General features: G+C 39.6%; 23 protein-coding genes. 12 read left to right on the forward strand and 11 right to left on the reverse strand.

Features of this window, described 5'->3' with window-relative positions; translation table 11 throughout:
- The first annotated feature begins 9 nt into the window (after positions 1-9).
- Both BI291_RS10830 and BI291_RS10835 read left to right on the forward strand, forming a co-directional pair.
- Positions 10-3090, forward strand: coding sequence for an efflux RND transporter permease subunit (locus BI291_RS10830; RefSeq protein WP_074498773.1), 3081 nt, complete (start codon positions 10-12; stop codon positions 3088-3090).
- A 68-nt stretch (positions 3091-3158) separates the two neighbouring features.
- The gene (locus tag BI291_RS10835; RefSeq protein ID WP_254849564.1) at positions 3159-3662 is read left to right on the forward strand and encodes an RDD family protein; all 504 of its coding nucleotides are present in this window, start codon (positions 3159-3161) and stop codon (positions 3660-3662) included.
- A 27-nt stretch (positions 3663-3689) separates the two neighbouring features.
- Here BI291_RS10835 and lptG read toward each other — a convergent pair whose 3' ends face one another.
- Together lptG and lptF are read right to left on the reverse strand one after the other, a co-directional pair.
- Positions 3690-4757: an LPS export ABC transporter permease LptG gene (gene lptG / locus BI291_RS10840; RefSeq protein ID WP_074498775.1), complete on the reverse strand. Its 1068-nt coding sequence runs from the start codon at positions 4755-4757 to the stop codon at positions 3690-3692.
- Positions 4754-5890, reverse strand: a complete 1137-nt coding sequence (gene lptF, locus BI291_RS10845; protein ID WP_074498776.1) for an LPS export ABC transporter permease LptF — start codon at positions 5888-5890, stop codon at positions 4754-4756. The genes lptG and lptF overlap by 4 nt, the downstream gene beginning before the upstream one ends.
- A 240-nt stretch (positions 5891-6130) precedes the next feature.
- Here lptF and pepA point away from each other — a divergent pair, with 240 nt between their 5' ends.
- The 5 genes from pepA (at position 6131) to BI291_RS10870 (ending at position 12644) form a co-directional block, all read left to right on the forward strand.
- Positions 6131-7639 carry a leucyl aminopeptidase gene (pepA, locus tag BI291_RS10850; protein WP_074498777.1) on the forward strand — a complete coding sequence of 503 codons (1509 nt, stop codon included), beginning with the start codon at positions 6131-6133 and terminating at the stop codon, positions 7637-7639.
- Positions 7640-7645: 6 nt separating this feature from the next.
- Complete coding sequence (locus BI291_RS10855; protein WP_074498778.1) at positions 7646-8101, forward strand: DNA polymerase III subunit chi; 456 nt, start codon at positions 7646-7648, stop codon at positions 8099-8101.
- Between the two features lie 29 nt (positions 8102-8130).
- Positions 8131-10986, forward strand: coding sequence for a valine--tRNA ligase (locus BI291_RS10860; RefSeq protein WP_074498779.1), 2856 nt, complete (start codon positions 8131-8133; stop codon positions 10984-10986).
- Between the two features lie 333 nt (positions 10987-11319).
- Positions 11320-11529, forward strand: a complete 210-nt coding sequence (locus BI291_RS10865; protein WP_074498780.1) for a cold-shock protein — start codon at positions 11320-11322, stop codon at positions 11527-11529.
- A gap of 458 nt (positions 11530-11987) precedes the next feature.
- Entirely contained in the window at positions 11988-12644 is a 657-nt protein-coding gene (locus tag BI291_RS10870) for a hypothetical protein (protein WP_074498781.1), read from the forward strand.
- 129 nt (positions 12645-12773) lie between these two features.
- Here BI291_RS10870 and hemH read toward each other — a convergent pair whose 3' ends face one another.
- Genes hemH through BI291_RS10895 form a run of 5 tightly spaced genes read right to left on the reverse strand, consistent with a single transcriptional unit; the run spans position 12774 to position 18068 of the window.
- Complete coding sequence (hemH, locus tag BI291_RS10875; protein WP_074498782.1) at positions 12774-13793, reverse strand: ferrochelatase; 1020 nt, start codon at positions 13791-13793, stop codon at positions 12774-12776.
- A 32-nt stretch (positions 13794-13825) separates the two neighbouring features.
- Positions 13826-15073: a c-type cytochrome biogenesis protein CcmI gene (gene ccmI / locus BI291_RS10880; RefSeq protein ID WP_074498783.1), complete on the reverse strand. Its 1248-nt coding sequence runs from the start codon at positions 15071-15073 to the stop codon at positions 13826-13828.
- Between the two features lie 4 nt (positions 15074-15077).
- Entirely contained in the window at positions 15078-15548 is a 471-nt protein-coding gene (locus BI291_RS10885; protein ID WP_074498784.1) for a cytochrome c-type biogenesis protein, read from the reverse strand.
- A complete protein-coding gene (locus tag BI291_RS10890; RefSeq protein WP_074498785.1) occupies positions 15545-16093 on the reverse strand; it encodes a DsbE family thiol:disulfide interchange protein in 549 nt (182 codons plus the stop codon). The genes BI291_RS10885 and BI291_RS10890 overlap by 4 nt, the downstream gene beginning before the upstream one ends.
- Positions 16086-18068 (reverse strand): heme lyase CcmF/NrfE family subunit, encoded by a 1983-nt coding sequence (locus BI291_RS10895; protein ID WP_074498786.1) that lies wholly within the window; start codon positions 18066-18068, stop codon positions 16086-16088. The genes BI291_RS10890 and BI291_RS10895 overlap by 8 nt, the downstream gene beginning before the upstream one ends.
- Positions 18069-18341: 273 nt before the next feature.
- On the opposite strand from BI291_RS10895, the gene ccmA reads away from it, so the two are divergent.
- From ccmA to ccmE, 5 genes are read left to right on the forward strand one after another with little or no spacing between them, the layout of a single operon-like run.
- Positions 18342-18983 (forward strand): cytochrome c biogenesis heme-transporting ATPase CcmA, encoded by a 642-nt coding sequence (gene ccmA, locus BI291_RS10900; RefSeq protein ID WP_074498787.1) that lies wholly within the window; start codon positions 18342-18344, stop codon positions 18981-18983.
- Positions 18984-19003: 20 nt separating this feature from the next.
- On the forward strand, positions 19004-19690 hold the full coding sequence (gene ccmB, locus BI291_RS10905) for a heme exporter protein CcmB (protein ID WP_074498809.1): 687 nt from the start codon (positions 19004-19006) through the stop codon (positions 19688-19690).
- Positions 19691-20434 carry a heme ABC transporter permease gene (locus BI291_RS10910; protein ID WP_074498788.1) on the forward strand — a complete coding sequence of 248 codons (744 nt, stop codon included), beginning with the start codon at positions 19691-19693 and terminating at the stop codon, positions 20432-20434.
- Between the two features lie 2 nt (positions 20435-20436).
- Complete coding sequence (gene ccmD, locus BI291_RS10915) at positions 20437-20649, forward strand: heme exporter protein CcmD (protein WP_074498789.1); 213 nt, start codon at positions 20437-20439, stop codon at positions 20647-20649.
- A 3-nt stretch (positions 20650-20652) separates the two neighbouring features.
- Complete coding sequence (gene ccmE / locus BI291_RS10920) at positions 20653-21123, forward strand: cytochrome c maturation protein CcmE (RefSeq protein WP_074498790.1); 471 nt, start codon at positions 20653-20655, stop codon at positions 21121-21123.
- A 120-nt stretch (positions 21124-21243) separates the two neighbouring features.
- Here the strand turns inward: ccmE and BI291_RS10925 are convergent, their stop codons facing one another.
- From BI291_RS10925 to nagB-II, 4 genes are all read right to left on the reverse strand, one after another.
- Entirely contained in the window at positions 21244-21462 is a 219-nt protein-coding gene (locus BI291_RS10925; protein ID WP_074498791.1) for a TIGR02922 family protein, read from the reverse strand.
- A 337-nt stretch (positions 21463-21799) separates the two neighbouring features.
- A complete protein-coding gene (nagP, locus tag BI291_RS10930) occupies positions 21800-23089 on the reverse strand; it encodes an N-acetylglucosamine MFS transporter NagP (RefSeq protein ID WP_074498810.1) in 1290 nt (429 codons plus the stop codon).
- Between the two features lie 51 nt (positions 23090-23140).
- Complete coding sequence (gene nagA, locus BI291_RS10935; RefSeq protein ID WP_074498792.1) at positions 23141-24274, reverse strand: N-acetylglucosamine-6-phosphate deacetylase; 1134 nt, start codon at positions 24272-24274, stop codon at positions 23141-23143.
- The gene (gene nagB-II, locus BI291_RS10940; protein WP_074498793.1) at positions 24274-25272 is read right to left on the reverse strand and encodes a glucosamine-6-phosphate deaminase NagB-II; all 999 of its coding nucleotides are present in this window, start codon (positions 25270-25272) and stop codon (positions 24274-24276) included. The genes nagA and nagB-II overlap by 1 nt, the downstream gene beginning before the upstream one ends.
- Between the last annotated feature and the right edge of the window lie 32 nt (positions 25273-25304).

Below are 25304 nucleotides of genomic sequence, written 5' to 3' on the forward strand. Positions count from 1 at the left end.
GTTTTATCAATGAATATTACTGCAACGGCTTTTAAATATCGTAAGACTGTTTTTTTAATTGCAGCGCTAATGCTGATAAATGGCATATTTGCTTATTTTACTTTGCCAGCACAAGAAGACCCCAGCATTACCATTCGTGAAGCAATTGTAACCACTAAGTTTCCAGGTATGGCGCCTGACCGTGTAGAAAAATTGATCACGAAAAAACTTGAGGAAGAAATTCGCAAAATTCCTGAAGTTAAAGAAATAAAATCGTCTTCATCCACGGGGTTATCTACAATCCATGTAAAGATTTACGACCGTTTTTTTAATTTAGATGATATTTGGCAAGATTTACGCAATAAAGTCACCGCTGCACAAAGTAAGTTACCTGAAGGTACAATAACACCCTATGTGAATGACCAATTTGGTGATGTATCGGTAGTTACCTTAGCACTTACTGCTGACGGTTTCACCATGGCTGAAATGTACGATATATCTCAACATATACGTGACACCTTATATAGTGTTGAAGGTACTAAAAAAATTGATATTTTGGGGTATCAAGCAGAGCGCATATACCTCGAAACTTCTAACGCGAAATTATCACAATTGGGTATTTCTCCTCAAGCCCTGATGAATGAATTGAGAAATCAAAATATTGTGCGCTCTGGTGGCGAAGTGGATACAGGTGCAAAAAGCTATATTATTGAACCAACGGGTAATTTTAACACCCTTGATGATATTGCGAATACCTTTATTTCTATACCTAACACGGAAGACTTTATTGCGCTAAAAGATATAGTAAGCATAAAACGAGGGTATATTGATCCGCCGGATAAACAGGCATATTTTAACGGTAAACCGGCCATATTCTTTGCCACTGCGATGTTATCGGGTTATAACATTTTAGAGTACTCACCACGCTTAATTGCACAAATTGAAGAAATTCAAGCCACTTTACCTATTGGTTATCAATTAAATATAGCCACACACCAGGCCGAACAAGTCGATAAAACAGTGAAAGGGGTGTCGTTTAGCGTATTACAAACATTGGCTATTGTTTTAGTCGTTGTTGTCCTGTTTTTAGGCGTAAGAACAGGGCTTATCGTAGGTACTATTGTGCCGTGCGTGATGCTAGTTACCTTAACCTTTATGCAATTTAGCGGTATTAAACTTGAACGCATGAGTCTAGCTACGTTGATTATTTCACTTGGGTTATTAGTGGATAACGGCATTGTATTAGCAGAAGACTTTAAGCGACGTTTGGAAGATAATACTTCACGTTATGATGCCATGGTTCAAGGCTGCAAAGAGCTCGCCTTGCCTTTATTAAGTTCATCTGCCACTACTATCTTGTTCTTTTTACCGTTAATGTTAGCCGAACATGTAGCGGGAGAATATACCCGATCAATCTCTTTAGTAATTTTAATTTCGTTATTAGCCAGCTGGGTTTTAGCGCTCACAATTACCCCTATTTTAAGCTATTACTTTATCAAGGTGTCAGACAAAGAAGGCAGCCCTGCAAAAACTAACGATAGCCAGTTAGGAAAATATTACCAGTCTTACCAACGTCTATTGTTATGGATTTTATCTCATAAAACCTTGTTTTTATCTGGTATGGTGGTGTTATTTTTTGCAGCGGTATTTTCAATGCAATTTGCCGCAAAACAGTTTTTCCCGGATTCCGATCGCACACAAATATTGATTAATATCGACTTACCCAATGGTACTTCGTCACGGGAAACTGATCGTCAAATGCAACAACTGTTTACTTGGTTTAACGAAAACAAAAAGCAATTTGACTACATTGAAAGCTATTCTGGCTATGTTGGCTTTAGTGGTCCTAGGTTTGTTTTATCACTCAACCCTGAAGACCCTGCAGAGAATAAAGGTTTTATCGTATTAAACGTAAAACCAGATACAAATATAACAGCAGTGACAGAAGATTTAGATCCACTCATTGAATCAACATTTCCTAATGTCTCGGCACGGGTGAAAAAAATGTTTTTGGGTCCGTCAGATTCCGCCATTTTAAAAATCCAAGTAAAAGGCCCTGATAAGAATGTGCTTTACAAAAAAGCACAAGAAATTATGACCTTATTACACGATACCCCCAATACTATTAATGTTCGACATAACTGGGAAAACTTGATCACCAAAATTGCAGTAAACGTTGATCAACACCGTGCTAAAAGAGCAGGATTAACGTCAAGTGATATTGCGCAAGCATTAGAGAGCTATTTTTCTGGTGCTCATATCACCAACTTCCGCGAAGGTGACGATATTATCCCTATTATTTTTCGCGCTCAAGAAGGTGAACGAAAAAACATTGATAAGTTACGTACGCTTAATGTTTACTCACATACTACTGGCAACACGATACCGTTATTTCAAGTAGCTGACTTTGAACCAGTAAATCAATTTTCCATGATCCATCATGAAGATATGTTTCGCACTATCAGCATCGAAGCGCGCAATACAAAGATGGCCGCGGAAGACCTGAAATTACGCATCGATGACAAGCTTGAAGCGCTCAAAAAAGATTTACCTGTCAATCATCGTATTGAATATGACGGCGTGATCAAAGAATCAGCTGCCGCGCAAAAATCATTAAGTGCCAATATGCCAATTGTATTAGGCGTGATCATCATTTTATTAGTCGCACAATTTAACTCCTACCGTAAGCCGTTAATCATTTGTTTAACTATTCCGTTATCTTTTGTCGGCGCAGTAATGGGACTGTTTATCATGCAAGCACCGTTTGGATTTATGGTGACATTAGGCTTGTATAGTTTGGCCGGTATTATTATTAATAATGCCATTGTACTCATTGACCGAATAAATATTGAACAAGCACAAGGTAAAAGTGAGTTTCAAGCAATTGTCGATGCTTGTTTGATGCGCCTACGTCCAATCGCCATGACAACTATTACCACCATAATGGGGTTAATGCCGCTAATTATTAGTAAAGACCCGCTATTTTATGGTTTAGCGAATGTTATCGCCTTTGGCTTAGGCATCGGTACTATTTTAACCTTAGGAGTTGTGCCTGCACTCTATGCCGCTTTATATAAAATTAAGCCGAGTGAAGAAAAAGGCACATGTTAGCGCCGATAATCTATTAAGTCGTAAGAAAGAGTCTGCTACACTGACGCGTCATTTAAAAACAGAGTAACATGATGTCTTCAGTAGATTTTACCGCTTTTCCACGTGCTGGTTTTATGCGCCGTTTGGGCGCATGGATTTATGACGCACTATTAGCGATTGCCGTTTATATGGTGGCCGGCGCAATAGGCTTTGGCTTATTTCAACTTGGCGCAACACTCGGGTTGGTCAACATGAACGGTCATCAACATTTAATTGATGTGCAGCAGTCATCATACTTTTATAGCGCACTCATATATGGCTGGAACATTTTCTGGGTTATTTATTTCTTTTTGTTTTTCTGGGCAAGAAGCGGTCAAACACTAGGAATGAAAGCCTGGCGTTTAAGGCTACAACATTTAGACGGGCAATTAATCAATAAGAAACTAGGATTAATAAGAATTATCTACAGCCTATTTGGGTTAGGCAATATTTGGCTTTTTATCGAATGGAAACATAAGTTAAGTTTACAAGATAAATTAACCAATACAGAAATTGTCGTGTTATCGCTGGCAGCGAATAAGGCGAAAATTTAATCTTATATTAAAGCGGGAGTATGGTTATTAACCCGCTTTCTTTCGAATAAAATATAAAGCAATGGCAGTAAAAATCACACTCGGCATTGCTGCACCAAATAGCGCTGGTAGTTGATACACCAAGCTCACCGAACCTAATACTTCATTGGTAATAAAAAACAAAATACCCGTAGCAATACCCATCATAATTCTTGCCCCCATTGACACTGAACGCAATGGACCAAAAATAAAAGATAGTGCGACCAATAACATCACCGCAACCGTTACAGGCTGTATCAACTTTCGCCAAAAGGCAAGCTGATAACGACTTGAGTCTTGGTCATTTTCCGCAAGGTAATCTAAATAATCTAATAACCCTCTGACCGATAATGATTCTGGCTTAACCGTTACCACACCGAGTTTATCTGGCGTTAACGTAGATTGCCAAGCCATGGTAGGTAACGATTTTGTGGTAATTTCTTTATCTTGAATATAGGTATCTACCACATCACTTAATAGCCACGCATCTTTTTGGTATACAGCAGAACTCGCCGCCAGCCAGCTTGATAACTTTAAATCACGATCAAAACGGTAAATTTGTATTCCCTTTAATGAGCCTGTGTCTTGCACTTCCATGATATGAACAAAATAATCTCCGTCTTTTGCCCAAGTGCCACCTTTAGCAGAGATCAAGCTACCTCCAGAAATGGCTTGCGCTTTTACTTGTCTTGCGGCTGCTTCGCCAGCAGGCGCTAACCACTCACCCACTGCCATGCTCAATATAATAAGAATTGAAGCAGACTTCATCACTGATTTAATAATATCTAAGCGCGATAAACCCGACGCTTGCATTACCACCAGTTCAGAATTACTGGCGAGCATACCGATACCAATTAACCCGCCGATTAATGCAGCCATTGGAAAAAATAATTCGACATCACGTGGCACAGCGTATAATACATAAAGCGCCGCATGTGATAAGTCATAACTGCCCTTGCCTACCGATCTCATTTGTTCTACAAATTTAATAATGCCGCTAAGGCTAACAAACACCGCAAGTGTGAGTAAGGTAGTGGAAGCAATAATTCTAGCAATATATAAATCTAAAATTTTCATGTTTTAGCCTCTTTTTTCTTGGCATAAAACGGTAAAACAGAGCGTAACCTCAACCCCGTACTTCGGCTTTTTGCTAATAGACTAAAGCCAACAAATAACGCAGATAAATGTACGGGCCATAAACCAAACTGCAACGGAATTGAGCCTTTTTCTAAACCACTTCGCATTGCCGTTAACAGCAATAGATAGCTCAAGAACAGCAAGATAGCTGGGAACATTTTGGCAAACTTCCCTTGTCGTGGGTTCACCACACTTAACGGTACGGCAACAAAGGTTAAAATAATACATGCTAAAGGAAACGCTATTCGCCAATGAATTTCAGCGCGATATTCGCTCGATGTTTCATTGAACAATTGTTGTGTGGGAATAGCACTTAATTTTCTACGTTTATGTTCAATTTTCTGATCTTCAATTTGAATGTAATATTTACCAAACGCAACTTGTCTGAATTCTTGGTTCTTTGGATCATTTTGATAACGCGTGCCATCAGATAGGATCAAACGTTGCGAGCCTGACGATTCTTCTATTACCTCACCTTGTTTTGCATACACTAAACTTGAGTTGATAATTTCACTCTGTCCTGATTTCTCATTTGGTAACTGTGCCACAAACACTTTTTCTAAGGTATTACTCCCCCTATCTTTCCCGTGAATAAACACCACAGCTTTTTTATTACCTGTGGTTTGAAAACGTCCAGCCACTAATGCACTTAGTCCAGAATCAGCAGCAAGCTTTTCTTTGACTTGATACTCATATTCAGAAGCAAGCGGTGATAAATATAAAGTGAACAAGCCTGTAAATATCGCCGTGATCACAGCCAGAATAAGCGTAACCCTGACTACATACCACTCGCTTATGCCCGTCGCATGTAAAATGGTCATTTCGTTATCGGCATAAATGCGCCCATAAGCAAGCAAAATCCCTAAAAAGAAACTTAAAGGTAATATCGTGCCTGCCAAGTCGGGCGCTTTTAAACCAATAAACACCATCACTAACTGGCCAGGAATACCACCTTCAGAGGCGTCATCAAGTACTCTGACAAATTTATGGCTGATAAAAATGGTCATTAACACCACAAATACTGCGAGTTGGGTTTTAACCACTTCTTTTAATAAATAACGAAAAACGATCACAAAGAGATCCTACAAAAACTTAGTTTTTTTCTGACATAATGACAATTTTTAAGTAAACTTGTCATTTTCATAACTAAAATAATTCAAAAGCCTTTAGGTAATGCTTCTGGATAAGGCTATAATTATAGCCTTTAGCGAAAAATAAATCACAGTAAGCTTATCTATTAATGGTAGATTTAAGCAAGTTAAACTGAATTTTTTTTAAAAAACGTTCAGATTTACCTCAAACTAGGAGAGCCCATGGAATTTAGCGTAAAAAGCGGCAGCCCAGAAAAACAACGCAGTGCTTGTATCGTAGTCGGCGTTTTTGAACCAAGACGTTTATCTGCTGTTGCCGAACAACTGGACGAAATCAGCGAAGGCTACATTAGTAATTTGTTACGTCGAGGTGACTTAGAAGGTAAATCAGGTCAAATGTTGTTATTACATCATGTACCTAATATTTTAAGTGAACGAGTATTACTGGTTGGCTGCGGAAAAGAACGCGAGCTTGACGAAAGGCAATATCGTCAAATTATCAGTAAAACCATAAACAACTTGAACGAAACAGGCTCAATGGAAGCAGTATGCTTCTTAACAGAGCTTCATGTGAAAGGCCGTGATAATTATTGGAAAGTAAGACAAGCCGTAGAAGCAACACAAGATTGCTTGTACAGTTTTGATAGCTTGAAAACACGCAAAGAAGAACCACGTAGACCACTTCGAAAAATCGTTTTTAATGTCCCAACAAGACGCGAGTTACCTTTAGGTGAGCGTGCAGTAGCGCATGGTTTAGCGGTCGCAGAAGGGATTAACACCTGTAAGAATGTGGCGAATATGCCGCCAAATATTTGTAATCCTGCGTACCTTGCTGAGCAAGCTAAAATTTTAGCGAATGAATACGACAACGTCTCAACCGACGTGGTTGATGAAGCACAAATGGAAGCACTTGGTATGGGCTCATACCTTGCTGTAGGGCGCGGCTCTGCCAATGAATCCATGATGAGTATTATTCATTATCAAGGTGGTGACAAAGACAGCAAGCCCATTGTACTTGTTGGCAAAGGGCTAACCTTCGATAGTGGAGGTATTTCAATAAAGCCAGGCGAAGCCATGGATGAAATGAAGTACGACATGGGTGGAGCAGCGGGCGTATTGGGTGCGATGCATACCTTAGCCGAACTTAACTTACCTATCAATGTTATTGGTGTACTTGCTGGCTGTGAAAATATGCCAAGCAGTAATGCTTACCGCCCTGGCGACATATTAACCACCATGTCAGGTCAAACCGTTGAAGTGTTAAATACTGATGCTGAAGGCCGTTTAGTATTATGTGATGCACTTACCTATGTTGAACGCTTTGACCCTGATTGCGTGATTGATGTTGCTACATTAACCGGTGCTTGTGTTGTCGCTTTAGGTAAACATGCCAGTGGTTTGTTAAGTACACATAATCCTCTAGCACATGAATTACTCAATGCGTCAGATCAAAGTGGTGACCGTGCTTGGCGTTTACCCTTATGGGAAGAATATCAAGAACAACTAGAAAGCCCATTTGCTGACTTCACCAACTTAGGTGGACGTGCAGCAGGTACCATTACCGCAGCATGTTTCTTGTCGCGATTTACTAAGAAATATCACTGGGCACATTTAGATATTGCCGGCACAGCTTGGCGTAGTGGTGGTAAAGATAAAGGCTCAACGGGCCGTCCTGTTAGCATGTTATCGCAATTTTTATTAAATAAATCTGGTGTAGAACAAGGTGAATAAGCGCACATGATGAATACACATGTCATGTTTTACCTGTTAGAAGAGCAGGATAAACACAACATACCGTTAGATAATTTACATGCATGCTTTCAAGCAGCAAATTTTTATCGACAAAATCAGCGCGTATTCATTTATACAGACTCGCAAGAACAAGCTCATCACATTGATGAGCTTTTGTGGTCTTTTGATCCAAATAGCTTTGTTCCTCATAACTTACTTGGTGAAGGACAAAAAAATGGTTCAGCCGTAGAAATTAGTTGGCAAGCACCGACAAACAGACGACCAGTATTAATTAATTTAACGAGTACAGTGCCAAACTTTGCTCAACAATATTCAAACATTATCGATTTTGTACCCAACGACGAAAAATTGAAAGAGCTTGCTAGAGCGCGCTTTAAACAATACCGTCAACTTGGGTTTCAGGTAGACAACCAAGCGGCTGCACCTGTGAAAACAAAGTAACATTAAATTAACGCGTAAGTATTAATCCAATGGAAAAAACATTTAACCCTGCTGAAATCGAAAGCAAACTTTATCAATCTTGGGAAGAACAAGGCTATTTCGCCCCCACCGACAACGGTGAAGGGTACTGTATTGCTATTCCACCACCCAACGTAACGGGTAGCCTTCATATGGGGCACGCCTTTCAACAAACCATTATGGACACCTTAATACGCTATCAACGTATGCAAGGTAAAAGTACCTTATGGCAGGCAGGTACTGACCACGCAGGTATTGCTACACAAATGGTAGTAGAGCGAAAAATAGGGGCAGAAGAAGGTAAGAATCGACATGATTATGGTCGAGACGCTTTTATCGATAAAATTTGGCAATGGAAAGCACAATCTGGTGGCACCATTGGCAAACAAATGAAACGCCTTGGTAATTCAATTGATTGGTCGCGAGAACGCTTCACCATGGATGATGGTTTAAGTGACGCAGTACAAGAAGTATTCGTGCGCCTTTATCAAGATAATTTAATTTATCGCGGAAAACGGTTAGTTAACTGGGATCCAAAATTACACACAGCCATATCTGATCTTGAAGTAGAAAACAAAGACAAAAAAGGCCATATGTGGCAACTACGTTACCCACTGGCTAATGGCGCCAAAACCGCTGATGGCAAAGACTATTTAGTGGTAGCAACAACGCGCCCTGAAACCATGTTAGGTGATACAGGCGTTGCAGTAAACCCAGAAGATCCACGCTATAAGGCATTAATTGGTCAACATATTAAATTACCGCTTGTTGATCGTTTAATACCTATCGTTGGTGACGAACATGCTGACATGGAAAAAGGCACAGGTTGTGTAAAAATTACGCCTGCGCACGACTTTAATGATAATGAAGTGGGTAAACGTTGTAATTTAGCCATGATTAACATCTTTAATAAAGATGCGGCTATTTTGGCTAATGCAGAAGTATACAATACCAATGGCGAACCGAGCGAAGATTTTGACGCATCATTGCCTAGCGATTTAGTTGGACTAGATAGATTTGACGCACGTAAGGCTATTATCGCTAAATTTGAACAGTTAGGGTTACTTGATAGCGTTAAAGATCATGATTTAGTTGCTCCATACGGTGATCGTTCTGGCGTTATTATCGAGCCATTACTGACTGACCAATGGTATGTAAGAACAGAAGCCCTTGCAAAACCTGCGATTGAAGCCGTAGAAAATGGTGACATTCAATTTGTACCAAAGCAATATGAAAATATGTATTTTGCTTGGATGCGCGACATTCAAGACTGGTGTATCTCACGCCAACTCTGGTGGGGGCATCGTATTCCTGCTTGGTATGACAATTCAGGCAATGTATATGTAGGTCGATGTGAACAAGAAGTCAGAGATAAACATCAACTTGCTGAAGACGTTATATTAAAGCAAGACGACGACGTACTAGATACATGGTTTTCTTCCGCACTTTGGACTTTCTCAACATTAGGTTGGCCTAATGAAGAAGAAATGATGAAGAAGTTTCATTCGACTGATGTATTAGTCACAGGTTTTGACATTATTTTCTTCTGGGTTGCTAGAATGATCATGATGACCATGCATTTCATCAAAGATGAAAATGGCAAGCCTCAAGTCCCTTTTAAACAAGTTTACGTAACAGGGCTTATTCGCGATGAAAATGGCGATAAAATGTCAAAATCAAAAGGCAACGTTATTGATCCACTCGACATGATTGATGGCATTTCTTTAGATGCGTTACTGACCAAGCGTACCGGCAACATGATGCAGCCTCAGCTTGCAGATAAAATAGGAAAAGCAACCCAAAAAGCCTTTCCTGATGGTATAGAAGCCCATGGTACCGATGCGCTTCGCTTTACCTTATCAGCACTTGCTTCTACTGGACGTGACATTAACTGGGATATGAAACGCTTAGACGGTTATCGTAACTTCTGTAATAAACTTTGGAATGCTAGCCGCTATGTATTAATGAACACCGAAGAACACGATTGTGGCAAGTCAGGCGGTGACATTACCCTTTCATTAGCAGACCGTTGGATACAAGCTGAACTTCAAAAGACGGTAAAAACCGTACATGAAGCCTTTAAAACCTTCCGTTTTGATTTAGCTTCACAAGCATTATATGAATTTACCTGGAATCAATTCTGTGATTGGTATTTAGAGCTTACAAAACCAATATTATTTAAAGGTGATGAAGCTCAACAACGCGGCACACGCAAAACATTAGTTGAAACCCTTGAAACGCTATTGCGTGTCATGCATCCATTAATGCCATTTATTACAGAAACTATATGGCAGCGTGTGGTGCCACTAACCAACTTTAATGCTCAAGGTGATAGCATTATGGTGCAAGCATATCCTCAGTATGATGATTCGCTTGTCGACCAAGCAACCGTTGATGATTTAGAGTGGGTAAAACAATTTATTGTTGCGATACGCAATATTAGAGGTGAAATGGATATTGCACCAAGCAAACCATTACCTGTGTACTTGAAAAATACTTCCGCAGACGATCAACGCCGCGTAGATGAAAACAACAACTTCATTAGCGCGCTAGCCAAACTAGAAAGCATTGAAATTTTATCTGCTGATGACGATGGTCCAATTTCGGCCACATCCGTCATTGGTGAAATGTCTGTGTTAATTCCAATGGCAGGATTAATTGATAAAGAAGCAGAGTTAGCGCGACTTAGTAAAGCGATTGAAAAGTTAGCGAAAGACGCACAAAAAATCAGCGGAAAGCTTAACAATGAAAATTTTGTTGCTAAAGCACCTGCGGCCGTTATCGATAAAGAAAAAACTAAATTAGCAGAAACTGAATCTGCATTAGCGAAACTTAACGACCAAAAAGCGCAAATTGCTGCAATGTAGCGCTATTTAGCCGACGTTTACTGTAAATAACAAAAGCCTGTTTTATGCAGGCTTTTGTTTGTAAAAAAAAGTTCAATTATTCTTCACTATAATTCAAGCTATTAATAATTTTGTGTGCTACAATTCTTTTGCGTTGAGTTTTTGCGTTTGAAGAGAGGGACTAAATAGCCTCATTTATGAGTTCTATTTAAACCTAAACGCACCTGTGTTATGGAAACCTTTCTCTGTCTGTACTTTTGGGTAGAGAGCATTTACTCCGTACATGGCTACATCTGCATGTATGTCTGAATAGCCTAAATTGTTAAACCTTATATTATAGAGAGAAATGTTGGTATGTCTGACTCAGTAACTGGCAAAGTAAAATTTTTTAATGAATCAAAAGGCTTCGGCTTTATCGAGCAAGAAGGCGGCCCTGATGTGTTCGTTCACTTCAGTGCAATCACAGGTGACGGTTTCCGTACACTAACTGACGGTCAATCAGTATCATTTACTGTTGAGCAAGGTAAAAAAGGTCCTGAAGCGAAAAACGTTACAGCACTTTAATTAAAAAAGATTACTGTAAAACGGAGCGATAGTGCTCCGTTTTTTATTGCCTAAATTTCTGTGTCGCTTATTAACTCTTTTACCTTTTTGATAAGTAAATAATCAATCTCTGCACCTGTACATTTCCTACTGGCTTTTAGCACTTCGTTAAATGGTCAAGTAAGTTACATATCAACTGATTCTCATCACCAAACGAGTTAGTGATATTTTCAAAAAGCAAACTCATTTCACAAAATCTGGGAAGTCCAGTCACCTGAAACAACACTACTTACTAAATAAATTCACTTGTATTTTTACAGTAAAAGCGCACTCATGCCCCCCATTTTAAATGTTACCCTAAAAAAGGTTAATTATATGTTGTAAATACCTTGTATCACCTTTTTAAGGTTGCTGACGTTGGCTATTTTTCTACACTAACCTGCGGAGTCAACACAACTTAAGTAAAAGGAATTACACATATGAAACCATTAAGCTATTGTATAGCGCTTATTTTTACGCTGTTTTGCAGTAAATGTGCTGCAAGTTTATTGCAGATTAATGAAATACACTATGACAACGCTGGAAGTGATAAAAATGAATTTGTAGAACTTATTGGCAATGCAGGGACAGACTTATCGCACTGGTCATTGCTGTTCTATAACGGCGGCAACGGCAAGGTATATAAAAACCAGCCCCTTACCGGCACCTTAGCAAATAACAGTAATGGCTATGGTTTTGCCACTTTTTATTTTTCAGGGATTCAAAATGGCTCGCCAGACGGTATCGCTTTAGTCAATAACCAGCATGACTTTGTATCAGACTTTATAAGTTATGAAGGGCGTTTTGTTGCTACAAATGGGGCTGCAACAGGCCTTGTTTCTACCGATATATTGGTTACTCAACCCCCTTCTACAGCAAAAGGCATGACGCTGCAGCGCACAGGTAGTTTACAACAGGTTCAATGGCAATTAGCCACTAGTTCCCCAAATGCTATCAACCAACAGCAGCTATTAACGACCATGCCGGTGACAGTATCGTTACCTACTACCCCGATACTATTTTCGTTAAGTTTATTATTGCTATTCGCGATCAGCTATAAAAAATCTGTTGATCAACATTATCAGTTTTGCGCTTGATGAGTACTAATGAGTATAAATAATTAGTGATATATTTTTGTGTATTGGTGTAAATGAATTAGCATTGCAATAGTCATGTTACTGCTTAGGGAGAGGGAGTAACCGCTGCTATTGCAATGCGTTTTTCTACTACAGATATTGCTCAATAATATCCGAAATAAGGGTGACATGATCTTCGTTGTCATTTAAAGCAGGAATATAATGATACTGCTCACCTCCTGCTTCAATAAAAATCTCTCGATTTTCTTCTTCTAATTCTTCTAGCGTTTCTAAACAATCAACACTAAAGGCAGGACTAATGATAGCAACATGCTTGCAGCCTTGTTTAGCGAGTTCTTCAAGCGTTTGATCAGTATAAGGCTTTAACCATTCAGCTTTTCCGAATCGCGATTGAAAGGTCGTGATAAAATCACCCTCAAGCAATCCTAATTGTGCCGCTACTAACTGCGTCGTTTGATGGCAGAAACAATAATAGGGGTCGCCACTATCAAGAAAATGTTTAGGCATGCCGTGATAAGACAGTAACAGTTTATCTGGCTTACCGTGAGTATCAATATGTGCCTGAATACTATTTGTTAACGCGTTAATATACAAAGGATGATTATGGTAGCCATTAATAAAATGTATGCTTGGTATCCAACGCCATTTACTGATAGTTTGAGTGACCGCATCATACGTGGATGCCGTTGTAGGACCGCCATATTGTGGGTATAACGGTAAAATTATAAACTTATCGATACCCAGTTTTTGAAAGCGAGTAAGCGCTTCTGAAATAGCCGGAGACCCATAACGCATTGCGATATCTAGCACAACTTCACTCTGTTGCTCTAACATTAACTTTTTCGCGACCTTATCGCGGATCCTTCGCATAAATACCAATAGCGGTGAACCTTCATCTGTCCAAATAGACTGATATAACTTAGCTGATTTTTTCGGCCTTACACGTAAAATAATGCCGTGAAGAATAATCCACCATACTAACTTGGGTATTTCTACAACGCGCGGATCTGATAGAAATTCACGTAAATAACGTTTTAAGGCTACTGGCTCTGGTGCATCAGGTGTACCTAAGTTAGTTAACAGCACCCCAACTTTGGCCGTACGTTTATGGACTGATTTATCTTGCCCTATATACCTTGATTTTAACATCTATCGTTCACAACCTTTTCGTTAACCAGCATCTACTCTACTACGGTATTAATATTTAATGAGATCATTTTGTTTGTAGCAAGTTCGACATTTAAGGCTTCGGCTTTAAAGTCACCCGGTTTTATACCCGCACTGCCTGACTCTGAAATAATAGCAAACACATTAACTGCTTTAGCATCACTTAGTTTCGCTTGCGGAGTCATGGCGTTGGCATCTGATAAGGTCACTGCTGTTGGTAAATCACTTGCACGTAACTTAATAGCAGCTAATGGCATTCTTGAGCCCTCAGCAGGAATGGCATAAATAAATACCACCTTGTCTTGACCTTGTTCTAGTTGCTTTCTAATCTCATCGGATAACGATACCTTAACACTTAAAGATACTTGCGAATTAACATCAACAGATGCTTGTTCTCCTGTTAGCGCCAAGCGGCTTTTCGCTTCAGTAAGTGCTTGTTGTAAAGCTTGGACATTAACACTTGGGCGATTATCAGACACGACCAATTGCCAATGTTGTACCGCTGTTTGATAATCTTGATTAACAAAGGCATGCATACCTAACAAAATATTTGTTGATGGATCTCTGGCATCAAGCGCCAATGCTTTGTCGATGTAAGATTGAACCTCAGGTGTGATTTTCTGCTCATTCTGATAAAAGCTTGCTTGCGCTTTCGCTCCATATAAATCAGCATGCTCTCCGTCTATTTCAATAACACGGTCGAAAGCTGCTAATGCCGCTGAAAAGTCACCCGCCCCCACAAGTGCCTGCCCTAAACTATACCAAGCATCACTATTATTTGGCTCTTGTTCAGTTTGTTGTTTTAATTTTTGCAGCTGTACCAACGCTTGCTGTTCAGCATCAAGTGATTGATGACTTTGCTGCTGTCGAGGCATTGTCGTTAACTCTTCAAAAGCCCCTGTTTGTTGGTAAAGAAGTGCGCTAAACGCTAGCATAAACACAGTCATCGTAACCGGCCAAAACATCGTGATCGGTTTAGCTTCCGTCACTTGTTTCTGCTCATTGGCATTTTCTTCTATATCTTGTAATAAACTTTGATCAAGCTCGGATATCAGATAATCATAACTGCTTTGATCTAAACGTCCTTGGGAAAAATCACGCTCTATCTCAGATTTGTGTTCTTTATACAAACGAATATTAGTTTCATCGCGAAAGCTATTATCCACCTTATTACGATAGTTACGTTGACGAAGAAAATGCCCCCAAACAATTATTAACAACAATAAAATAAAGGCAATCAGTGTAAAAAGTAGTGCTACCATAGGATTATTTATCTTTTAAAATTTGATCTAATTGTGATTTTTGCTGTGATGACAGTTTTGCAGAACGGTCAATCGTTGGTTTTTTACGGACAATCAGCACCAGTACCACGATACCTATCAGTAACAGCACTAAAGGTCCAAACCAAAGCACATATGTCAGCGGTGACACTTTCGGGCGGTATAATACGAATTCGCCATATCGCGCCACCATAAAATCAACAATTTCTTTATCGGCCTTGCCTTCTTGCAACAATTGAAACACTTCACGGCGCAGATCTTTTGCGATAGGTGCATTTGAATCGGCAAGGTTCTGATTTTGACATTTAGGACAACGAAGTTCCTTGATTAACGCTTTATAGCGTATTTCAGTCACTGGGTTATCAAACACGTAAGTATCCGTTGCTAATGCTTTGTCAGGAAATGCGCTTAAGATCATACCCAACAATAAAATAACAATGATCGTGAACATCTTCATGGAGTTACTCCTTGTTCTTGTTCTAGTTTTTCAATCATTGGAATGAATTTTTGTTGCCATATTTTACCGTCTATCGGCCCAACATGCTTCATTCGTACGATCCCATTAGCATCAATAACAAACGTTTCAGGTGCCGCGGTAACACCCAGTTCAATGCCAAACTTTCCCATGGGGTCAAAAATTGACAAAACATAAGGGTCTTCATAATCTTTGAGCCATTTAGTCGCATCTTCACGTACATCTTTATAGTTAAGACCATATAAAGAAACACGTTTACTTTTCGCGATATCTACCAAGTACGGGTGTTCATATTTACAATACACACACCATGTTCCCCATACATTCAGTAAAACGATATCTCCTTTGAGATCTTTTTCCGTTAGTGTGACTTCTGGTTTCAACAATTGTGTTAATGAAAACGTTGGTATGGGCTTACCAATCAATGCCGAGGGTAATTCTTGAGGATTCAACGATAAACCACGATACAAAACAACACCTAAAGCAATAAACAGTACTAGAGGAATAAAACGGATTATTTTATTCATTATTTCCCCCTTCGATAACGGTTTGGGTTGTGTTTACATTCGCAGACTTTTTACGGCGGTAACGTTTATCTAACATCGCCAGAAAACCACCTATCCCCATAAAAATAGCCCCTAACCAAATCCAGCGTACAAATGGTTTATAATGAATCCGCACTGCCCAAGCATTGTCAGGTAAAGGATCCCCTAGTGCTACATATACATCCCTAAAAAGTCCTGGATCTATGCCAGCTTCGGTCATACCCATTGTTTGCACCAGATAGGTTCTGCGTTCAGGTTTCAATAAGGCAACGAATTCGCCATTTTTAGTGACTTCTAATTGCCCTTGCTCAGCAGTATAATTTGGCCCTTTCACGGGAATAACACCATTTAAGGTAACATCGTACCCAGAAACATGTACCGCTTCACCATAGTGCATTTTTACACTCACTTCTTTTTCATAAATGGACACCAAGGTAACACCCACAATGGTAACCGCGATGCCCATATGCGCAACCGTCATTCCCCATTGGCTTAGTGTAATACGTGAAAATTGATAACCTGACTTACCTTGTTTAGCTTGGTTTCTTAAGTCTTTTATCACCACGAGTGAAACCCAGAAAGCGAGGGTCATTCCAAAGCTTGCTAATAAGTTAAACTCGCCGGCATATACCAATGGAAATAATATGCCTAATACGATACTTGCAATCGAAGGCTTAGTAATTTGCTTTCGCAATTCCCCTTTTTTCGCTTTTTTCCAGCGAATCAGCGGCCCTATACCCATCGCAAGAAATAACACACTCATAATTGGTACAAACACCGCATTAAAATAAGGGGGACCAACAGATATTTTTCCAAGACCTGCTGCATCAATCATTAATGGATACAACGTACCAAGTAATACCGTTATCGAGGCAACCACTAGGATAATATTACACAATAATAATGCCGTTTCGCGTGAGTAAAATGAGAAACGACTAAAGCTAGAAACATTGGATGCTCTAAAGGCGAACAAGATCAACGAACCACCAACAGCAATTGCTAATAGTAGTAAAATAAACATGCCACGCGTTGGATCAGAAGCAAAAGAATGTACTGATGTGATTACACCAGAACGGACTAAAAATGTACCTAATAAGCTTAAACTAAAAGCAAATATAGCAAGTAACACGGTCCAGTTCCTAAACGCGCCGCGCTTTTCAGTTACCGCTAATGAATGCAATAATGCCGTACCCACAAGCCACGGCATAAACGAGGCGTTTTCAACGGGGTCCCAGAACCACCAACCACCCCAGCCTAATTCGTAGTATGCCCACCAACTGCCTAATGCAATACCCAGAGTAAGGAATATCCATGCTGCTGTTACCCAAGGACGGGCCCATCTAGCCCAGGCAGCGTCTAGCTTTCCACACATTAATGCCGCTATTGCAAAAGCAAAGGCAACCGCAAAACCTACATACCCTAAATACAACATGGGCGGATGAATAATTAAGCCTACATCTTGCAGTAATGGGTTTAGATCACGCCCCTCTAACGGAACAATTGGCCATAAGCGTTCAAAGGGATTCGATGTTAAAATGGTAAATAACATAAACCCTACTGACACCATACCTAATATAGCAAGTACTCGCGCGATAAATCCTTCATCAATACCTTTGCTAAATTTAGCGACCGCCATTGTCCATGCCGTTAACGAAAAAACCCACAATAATAAAGAGCCTTCATGACCTCCCCATACTGCACTGATTTTAAAATAATAAGGTAATAACGAATTAGAATGACCAGCAATATATTTAACAGAGAAGTCATCAATAACGAATAAATACGCTAGTATGATGAGACTAAGCCCGGTAAACACAAACATCCCTAAGGTAAGGGGCTTTGCATAACCAACAAGGATAGGTTGTCGTGTAAAAACACCAATGAGTGGAACGATACTTAAACAGATGGCAAACGCCAATCCTAATATTAAGGCAAAGTGCCCCAATTCAGGGATCATAAAACTTCTCCGATAGCGCTTATAAGGCAGACTAACACACTGTCACCATCAAAAATTGGCTGATGAAGTAAAATGCGTAGGCCAAAAATTGCTGCAATTCTACCACCGTTTCGCTAAAAAAAGCAGTAATCTTGCGTTAAGTTGCATATATTTTGCGAACGAAAGCAATGGTATAATAAATTACTTACTTGGTGTAGGATCTAGATCAAACTAACGTGTGTGATTTAGATTACACTAGCAACAATTTCAATAACGTAACAAACGAACCATTTCATGAGTCACTGTGACGATACCCTTTTAGCAACGCGAAACTTAACCTGTATAAGAGAAGATAGAGTGCTTTTTGAAGCGCTTAACTTTACAGTAAAGCGCGGTGATATTATACAAGTAGAAGGGCCAAATGGCGCAGGAAAAACAAGCTTATTGCGTATTTTAGCAGGCTTATCCTCTCCTTATGAGGGGCAAGTCTATTTTGCAGGGAAACCTATTCGAACTTGTGAAGAATATTTTCACCAAAATATGCTTTACCTTGGCCACCAGGTTGGCGTTAAAGATGAATTAACCGCCGAAGAAAATTTAGCTTTCTCCTTAGCATTGCATGGATTACCTATTCAAAAAGCCGAAGAGACGCTCTCAGAAGTTAATTTATTAGGTTTTGAAGATGCTCTTGCTTCCCATTTAAGTGCTGGTCAACACCGAAGAATAGCGTTAGCACAATTATGGCAAACCCCAGCGAAACTATGGATTTTAGATGAACCATTTACCGCAATTGACAAAAAAGGGGTATTAAAGCTAGAACAGCTTATAAAAGAACACGCTAACAATGGTGGGGCTGTTATTTTGACCACGCATCAAGACTTACAAATGCCCATTAGTTGCTATCAAAAGCTTACGCTTGAATATAGGTTTTTCTAGGTTAATCTATGAGTAAAGAAATCAAGACTTCAATTTCATATCGGCGGGTTTTTTACACCGTATTTAAGCGCGATCTCACTATTGCTTTCCGTCATAAAGATGATATTGCTAACCCATTATTATTTTTTATTTTGGTTGTTACGCTTTTTCCTCTTGGCATTGGCCCTGAGCCTAATATGCTTGCTAGAATAGCGCCCGGCATTATTTGGGTTGCTGCTTTACTAGCCACACTCTTATCGTTAGACCGCCTCTTTAAAAGTGATCATGCCGATGGCGCTCTTGAGCAAATGCTGTTAAGCCCAAGCCCAACATTTATTATTGTACTCGCTAAAATATGCGCACATTGGATCATCAGCGGTTTACCCCTGATTTTAATTTCACCATTACTCGCGGTATTATTGTATCTTCCTGAAAATGCATATGGGGCATTATTATTAACCTTGCTTATTGGAACCCCTGTATTAAGTTTTATCGGCGCAATTGGTGTTGCGTTAACCGTTGGCGTTAAAAAAGGTGGAGTGTTACTGAGTTTGTTAATTTTACCTTTATATATCCCATTATTAATTTTTGCGACAAGTGCAATAGATACTGCAGCAATGAACTTACCCTACACGGGACAACTTGCTATAATTGGCGCACTTTTTATCGGTTCTGTTACGCTTTCACCATTTGCTGTAAGCGCAGCATTAAAAGTGAGTACTAACTAAATGTGGAAATGGTTACACCCTTACGCTAACCCTGAAAAAACTTTTCATTTAACAGAAAAGTTAACACCATGGTTTGGCTATTTATCAATGATTTTATTAGCCGTTGGTATGATATGGGCACTTTTATTTGTGCCACCTGATTACCAACAGGGCAATAGTTTTCGAATTTTTTATATCCATGTGCCATCTGCCATTCTTTCTCTAAGTGTGTATGTGGCAATGGCAATTATTGCTTTTAGTGCTCTTGTGTGGCAATTAAAGTTGGCTGATGCTTCAGTAGCAGCCATTGCACCTGTAGGTGCAGCATTAACCGCAGTTGCGCTATTCACTGGTGCCGCTTGGGGGAAACCAACTTGGGGTACTTGGTGGGTGTGGGATGCAAGATTAACCTCGCAATTAATTCAGCTGTTTTTATATTTAGGCGTAATTGCACTTCATAACGCTTTTGAAGATAAAGCTCAGGGCAGTAAAGCCGCCGGTATTTTAGCCATTGTAGGTGTTGTAAATGTACCGATCATTAAATATTCAGTAGAATGGTGGAATACATTGCACCAAGGCCAAACAGTCACCCAGATAGGTAAACCCGCGATGACCATGGATATGTACCTACCTTTTGTGGTTTGTTTGTTTGGCTTCGTTTTCCTTATCAGTTGGCTGATCTGTTTAAGGTTTAAAACTGAACTGCTTGAAAGAAATGCCACCCGCCCTTGGGTAAAAGATTTAGTGAATCAAACAGAGAAATAATCATGCAATTTTCAAACTTCGCAGAATTTATCGCTATGGACGGGCATGGTTTTTACGTATGGCTTTCATACGGTTTTACATTTGCACTCTTTGTATTATTGGCTTTGTTTTCACGTGCGAAACATCACGCCACCCTCGGACATATTAAACGCCGTTATAATCGAGAGAAAAAATTAAAACAAGCAGCGCTTGAACAAAATCAAGACAAGAGGTAGCTCATGAACCCAAGACGAAAGAAACGTTTAACAATCGTTGTGTCAATACTGATAGGTATCAGTTTAATCACATCATTAGTTTTATACGCATTGAATCAAAATATTGATTTATTTTATACACCGCATGAGATTATTCACGGTAAAGATGATACGGGCAATAAACCAGTAATCGGGCAGCGAATTCGCGTTGGCGGCCTAGTTGTAGTTGGTTCTGTTTCACGTAACCCTGAGAGCCTAAAAGTACAATTTGGCTTAACCAATAAGGGTGAAACCATTACCGTTAAATATGACGGCATCTTACCTGATCTTTTTCGGGAAGGCCAAGGTATCATTGCTAACGGCGTATTAATAGAAAACAGAGTATTAGAAGCCTCTGAAGTTTTAGCGAAACATGACGAAAATTATATGCCAAAAGAAGTTGCTGATGCTTTAGGTGAAGGCCATACACCTCCTGAATACCCAAAGAAAAATTAATCTAAAAGCGCAGTCACTAAAACTACTTAGTGACTGTATTATCATCGCTTATTTGACTGCAAGCTTGTAGACATAAAGGTGCTATAATTGTTAACACAGTAGCTTCGCTTTATTTCAGAGTTATGCGACGTCTTCATTTGGTAAAATTCGATCACCAATCTTATTGAGTATATCTACTTCGCCGCGGCATACCGCAACAATTGATTTACCTTTTTTAAAACTATCAGGCAAAATAATCCTACCTGAATTACTGGTTTCAAAATGCCCAATATGATGGAACAATTCGATTGATTTATCACAATAGTAAATAATTGTGACTAGTTCGGTTTTAGTACTCATTACACCCTACTTTTTCGTGTGACAACTAACGAGTTTTAAAAGGATATACACAGCGCCTTTAACTAGTGTGTATATATCTATAATTTAATCACTTTGCTCCACTATTAAACTATTCATTAAGGTAACAAATTGCAACTTTAATCTGTTAAATAACAATTTAATAAGGCCAATGACATGATACGTAAATTTGTGGTTAAAACCAACCTAAGCACTGCTGAATTTATACGAAAAAAAACCCTGAGCCAAAACCCAGGGCGATCACATAAGATCTTTTTAACGCACCCTCAACTAGTGAGAAGGTATGCCTTTTCAGGCAAATTTCCAGAGATTCAAAAGGCTACGCTTTCTTGCGCATTTTGTGCCCTTTTACCGCATAGAATAAGATGTATAAATAACAAGGTAACATCACTATATAGCCGCCTTGCTGGCCAAATGAGGTACCCGTTGAAATCCCCCAAAATAAGGGACCAAAGGCACCACCAGCAATCCCCATCACTAACAGCGCCGAACCAGTACTTGTTAATTGACCAAGACCTGACAAAGCAAGAGGAAATATTGCCGGCCAACAAATCGCATTCGCCAACCCTAAAAAGGCAATTAGTAATAAAGGATCTGGTAGTAAGGCTCCACCAAATGGCACTAATAATGAATTCGCAATGATGAAAGACTGATCATCAGAAAACAATACGCCTAATGATAAGACGACACCTAAGACTGCAGAAGCGGCTAACGCTTTTGCTTGTGATATATAACGAGGAATAAGTACAATACCTAAGATATAACCCGCTACCATACAAATCATGGTATAAGAAGTCATAACACTATAATTTTCTACACCTAACGACAATGCGTAAGTGCCAATAGTATCCCCTGCAATAACCTCTACAGCGACATAAACAAAAATTGCAATCACGCCAAAACGAAGGTTTGGATGAGATAAAGCTTCTTTAACCTGACCTTTATCGCTTTCTTCCTCTTCACTTTTTAACTCAGGTAAAGGAGATTTTTTAACAGCCAAAGCGAGTAAACCAATAAATAATGCCATGCCTAAATACGGCAACACTAGCCCATCAGCCATTAAATCAATATCTTCTTGTGTTAACTCTTTACCAACTAAATCGGTGAAGTTGCTTAATATAAGTGCGGTAAATACCATTGGTGCAACGACACCAGCACCTTTATTTAGTATCCCCATAACACTAATACGTGCTGCGGCCGATTCTTCTGGGCCTAATCGCACAACATAAGGGTTCACGGCCGTTTGTAATAACGTTTGACCTACCCCCATAATAAGTTGAGCAAATAAGAATAAAGCAAATATTTGCGTTTTAGCTGCTGGAATAAAAAGTAAACCTGCAACCATCATCGTCGCCATGCCTAACGCCATACCATTTTTATATCCAACTTTTCTAATGACGGCTGCTGAAGGAATTGCAGTAAAAGTAACAGCAATGTAAAAAGAGAAAAGAATTAACGACGCTTGTACGGGTGTTAAATCTAAAATCTGCTTCAAATACGGCATTAAAGAGCCATTAAGCCAAGTCGCAAACCCTAATATAAAGAAGAGCGTAGCAACGATTACCATAGGCACGACGCTACTTTGTTTTTTATCTGTTGATACGGACATTTCCATAGTTTCCTCAAATTTTAATCTTATTATTGTTATTGCTATAAATTGTTATGCGTTATATACAGGCTTCCCTGCAACCCAAGTAGATATAACTTGGTGATCTTGATTTAACACCAAGAAATCAGCAGCTTGACCTACTTGTAATTCACCTCGAATACCCGATTGATTTATATAATTTGCTGGGTACTTGCTAGCCATTCTAACAGCTTCTTCAAACGATATGTCTAGCCCATGATGACTATTATTTACAGCGGTAATCATATCTAAGGCTGCCCCCGCTAATTCACCGGTAGTTGATGTTAAGCGGCCATCTCGCAAATACACTGTTCGATCAAAAAATGAAAACTCAGTTTGATTTGTACCAATGGTAGACATTGCATCAGTAACCAAAAACACTTTTCCTTTTGGTTTCGTTTTTAATGCTAATTTAGCGGTAGTATAATCAACATGATGTCCATCGATGATAATGCCACAACTTGCGTTATCATTAAGTAGAGCACAACCAGTAACCCCTGGTTCTCTTCCTTGCATCGGTGACATTGCGTTATATAAATGAGTAAAGCCATCAGCGCCAGCATCAATCGCAGCTTGCGCTGTTGGATAATCAGCGTTTGTATGTCCTAAACATACTTTGATGCCTAACGATACCATTCGACTTATATCTTCTACCGAAACAGTTTCTGGGGCTAAGGTTACTAAAATCTGCCCGATATCTTTGCGTGATAATACCTGCCACTCTCGATCGCTAATCGGGCGAATATATTCTTCCGCATGTGTGCCTTTTTTAGCAACCGATAAATGCGGGCCTTCAAAGTGTATGCCTAATATTCCAGGTACTTTATTGCTAATAGCAGCAGCCATTGCATCTGCTGCTTGCTCCATCACTTCAATTTTGTCTGTGATCAACGTTGGCAGCATGCCTGTTGTTCCAAACTGATGATGAGCGGCGATGATGGTTGTTAACTTCTCTAATGAGGGAGAATCATTAAATAATACACCACCACCACCGTTAACCTGTAGATCAATAAAACCAGGTACAACGAATGCCGAGATCACGTCATCAGCATTTGAGGTATCATTATCGATCGCCGTTATGGTGCCGTCAGTAACGGTCAATACTTGATGGTCAAGCACTTGCTGACCGTCGAATAATTGATGAACATGTAGACGTAAACTAGTCATTATAATGTCTTAGTGACTTTTTTAAGGCCTTTCGGCTCATCTGGATTAAAACCTCTCGAGACAGCGACTTCAGCCACATCAAGGTAAAAACGTTGCAATACCACTAATGGTGCTAATCGCGGATGCACTGAGTTATCTGTTTGACGAATATGCACTAAGTCAGCACCACGCTGTGTTACTTCATCAATTTGTTCTTGATGTGAAGGCGCACTTTCATCATTCACCGCTGCATTTAAAATAGCTAACCCTTGTTCAACAAGCGTTACTGGCCCATGTAAGAACTCTGCTGAGCTAAATGCTTCAGCATGAATTGAGCTCACTTCTTTTAATTTTAACGCCATTTCTTTAGTGATTGCATAACCTAGACCACGCCCTAGTACGACCATATTTTTAACGCCTTCAATTGACTTAGAAGTTAATTGTGGCTCTGAATCAATGATAGTTTGTAAGGCATCTGGAAGCGTATCTAATGCATTAATAAGTGATTCATTTTCGGTCCAAAAAGCAGTTAACTGCAACAATGCTGATAAAGTAGCTAAATAACTTTTGGTTGCTGCAACAGACACTTCTGCGCCAGCTTTTAGCGGTAATACTTCATCAACGATATCTTTTAATGGTGATGTTTCATCATTTACTAACGCGATGACATATGCGCCACCTTTTTTTGCCATTTCAGCTTGAGCGATAATGTCAGGACTACGGCCTGATTGAGAAATAACGATAGCAACTGCTTGCTCAAGCTTAAGTTGCTTGCCATAAACACTCGATACTGATGGTGCTGCGGCAAAGGTAGGCACACCGGCTTCAACCTCGATTAAATACTTACCAAATACACCTGCGTGATCTGATGAGCCTCGGCCAATAATCATCACCATTTTTGGATTAATTTGACGTAACTTTTCACCGATAGACTTCGCCAATGCTTGGTTTGCCGAAAGTTGGCCTTTAATCACTGAAGGAGCTTGTTTAGCTTCTTGCTCCATAATTGTTTGTGTCATGTGTAAACCTTATATCTTTTAAATTTCTAACT

The organism is Thalassotalea sp. PP2-459 (assembly GCF_001913705.1).
In the GTDB taxonomy this organism is placed as follows: domain Bacteria; phylum Pseudomonadota; class Gammaproteobacteria; order Enterobacterales; family Alteromonadaceae; genus Thalassotalea_C; species Thalassotalea_C hakodatensis.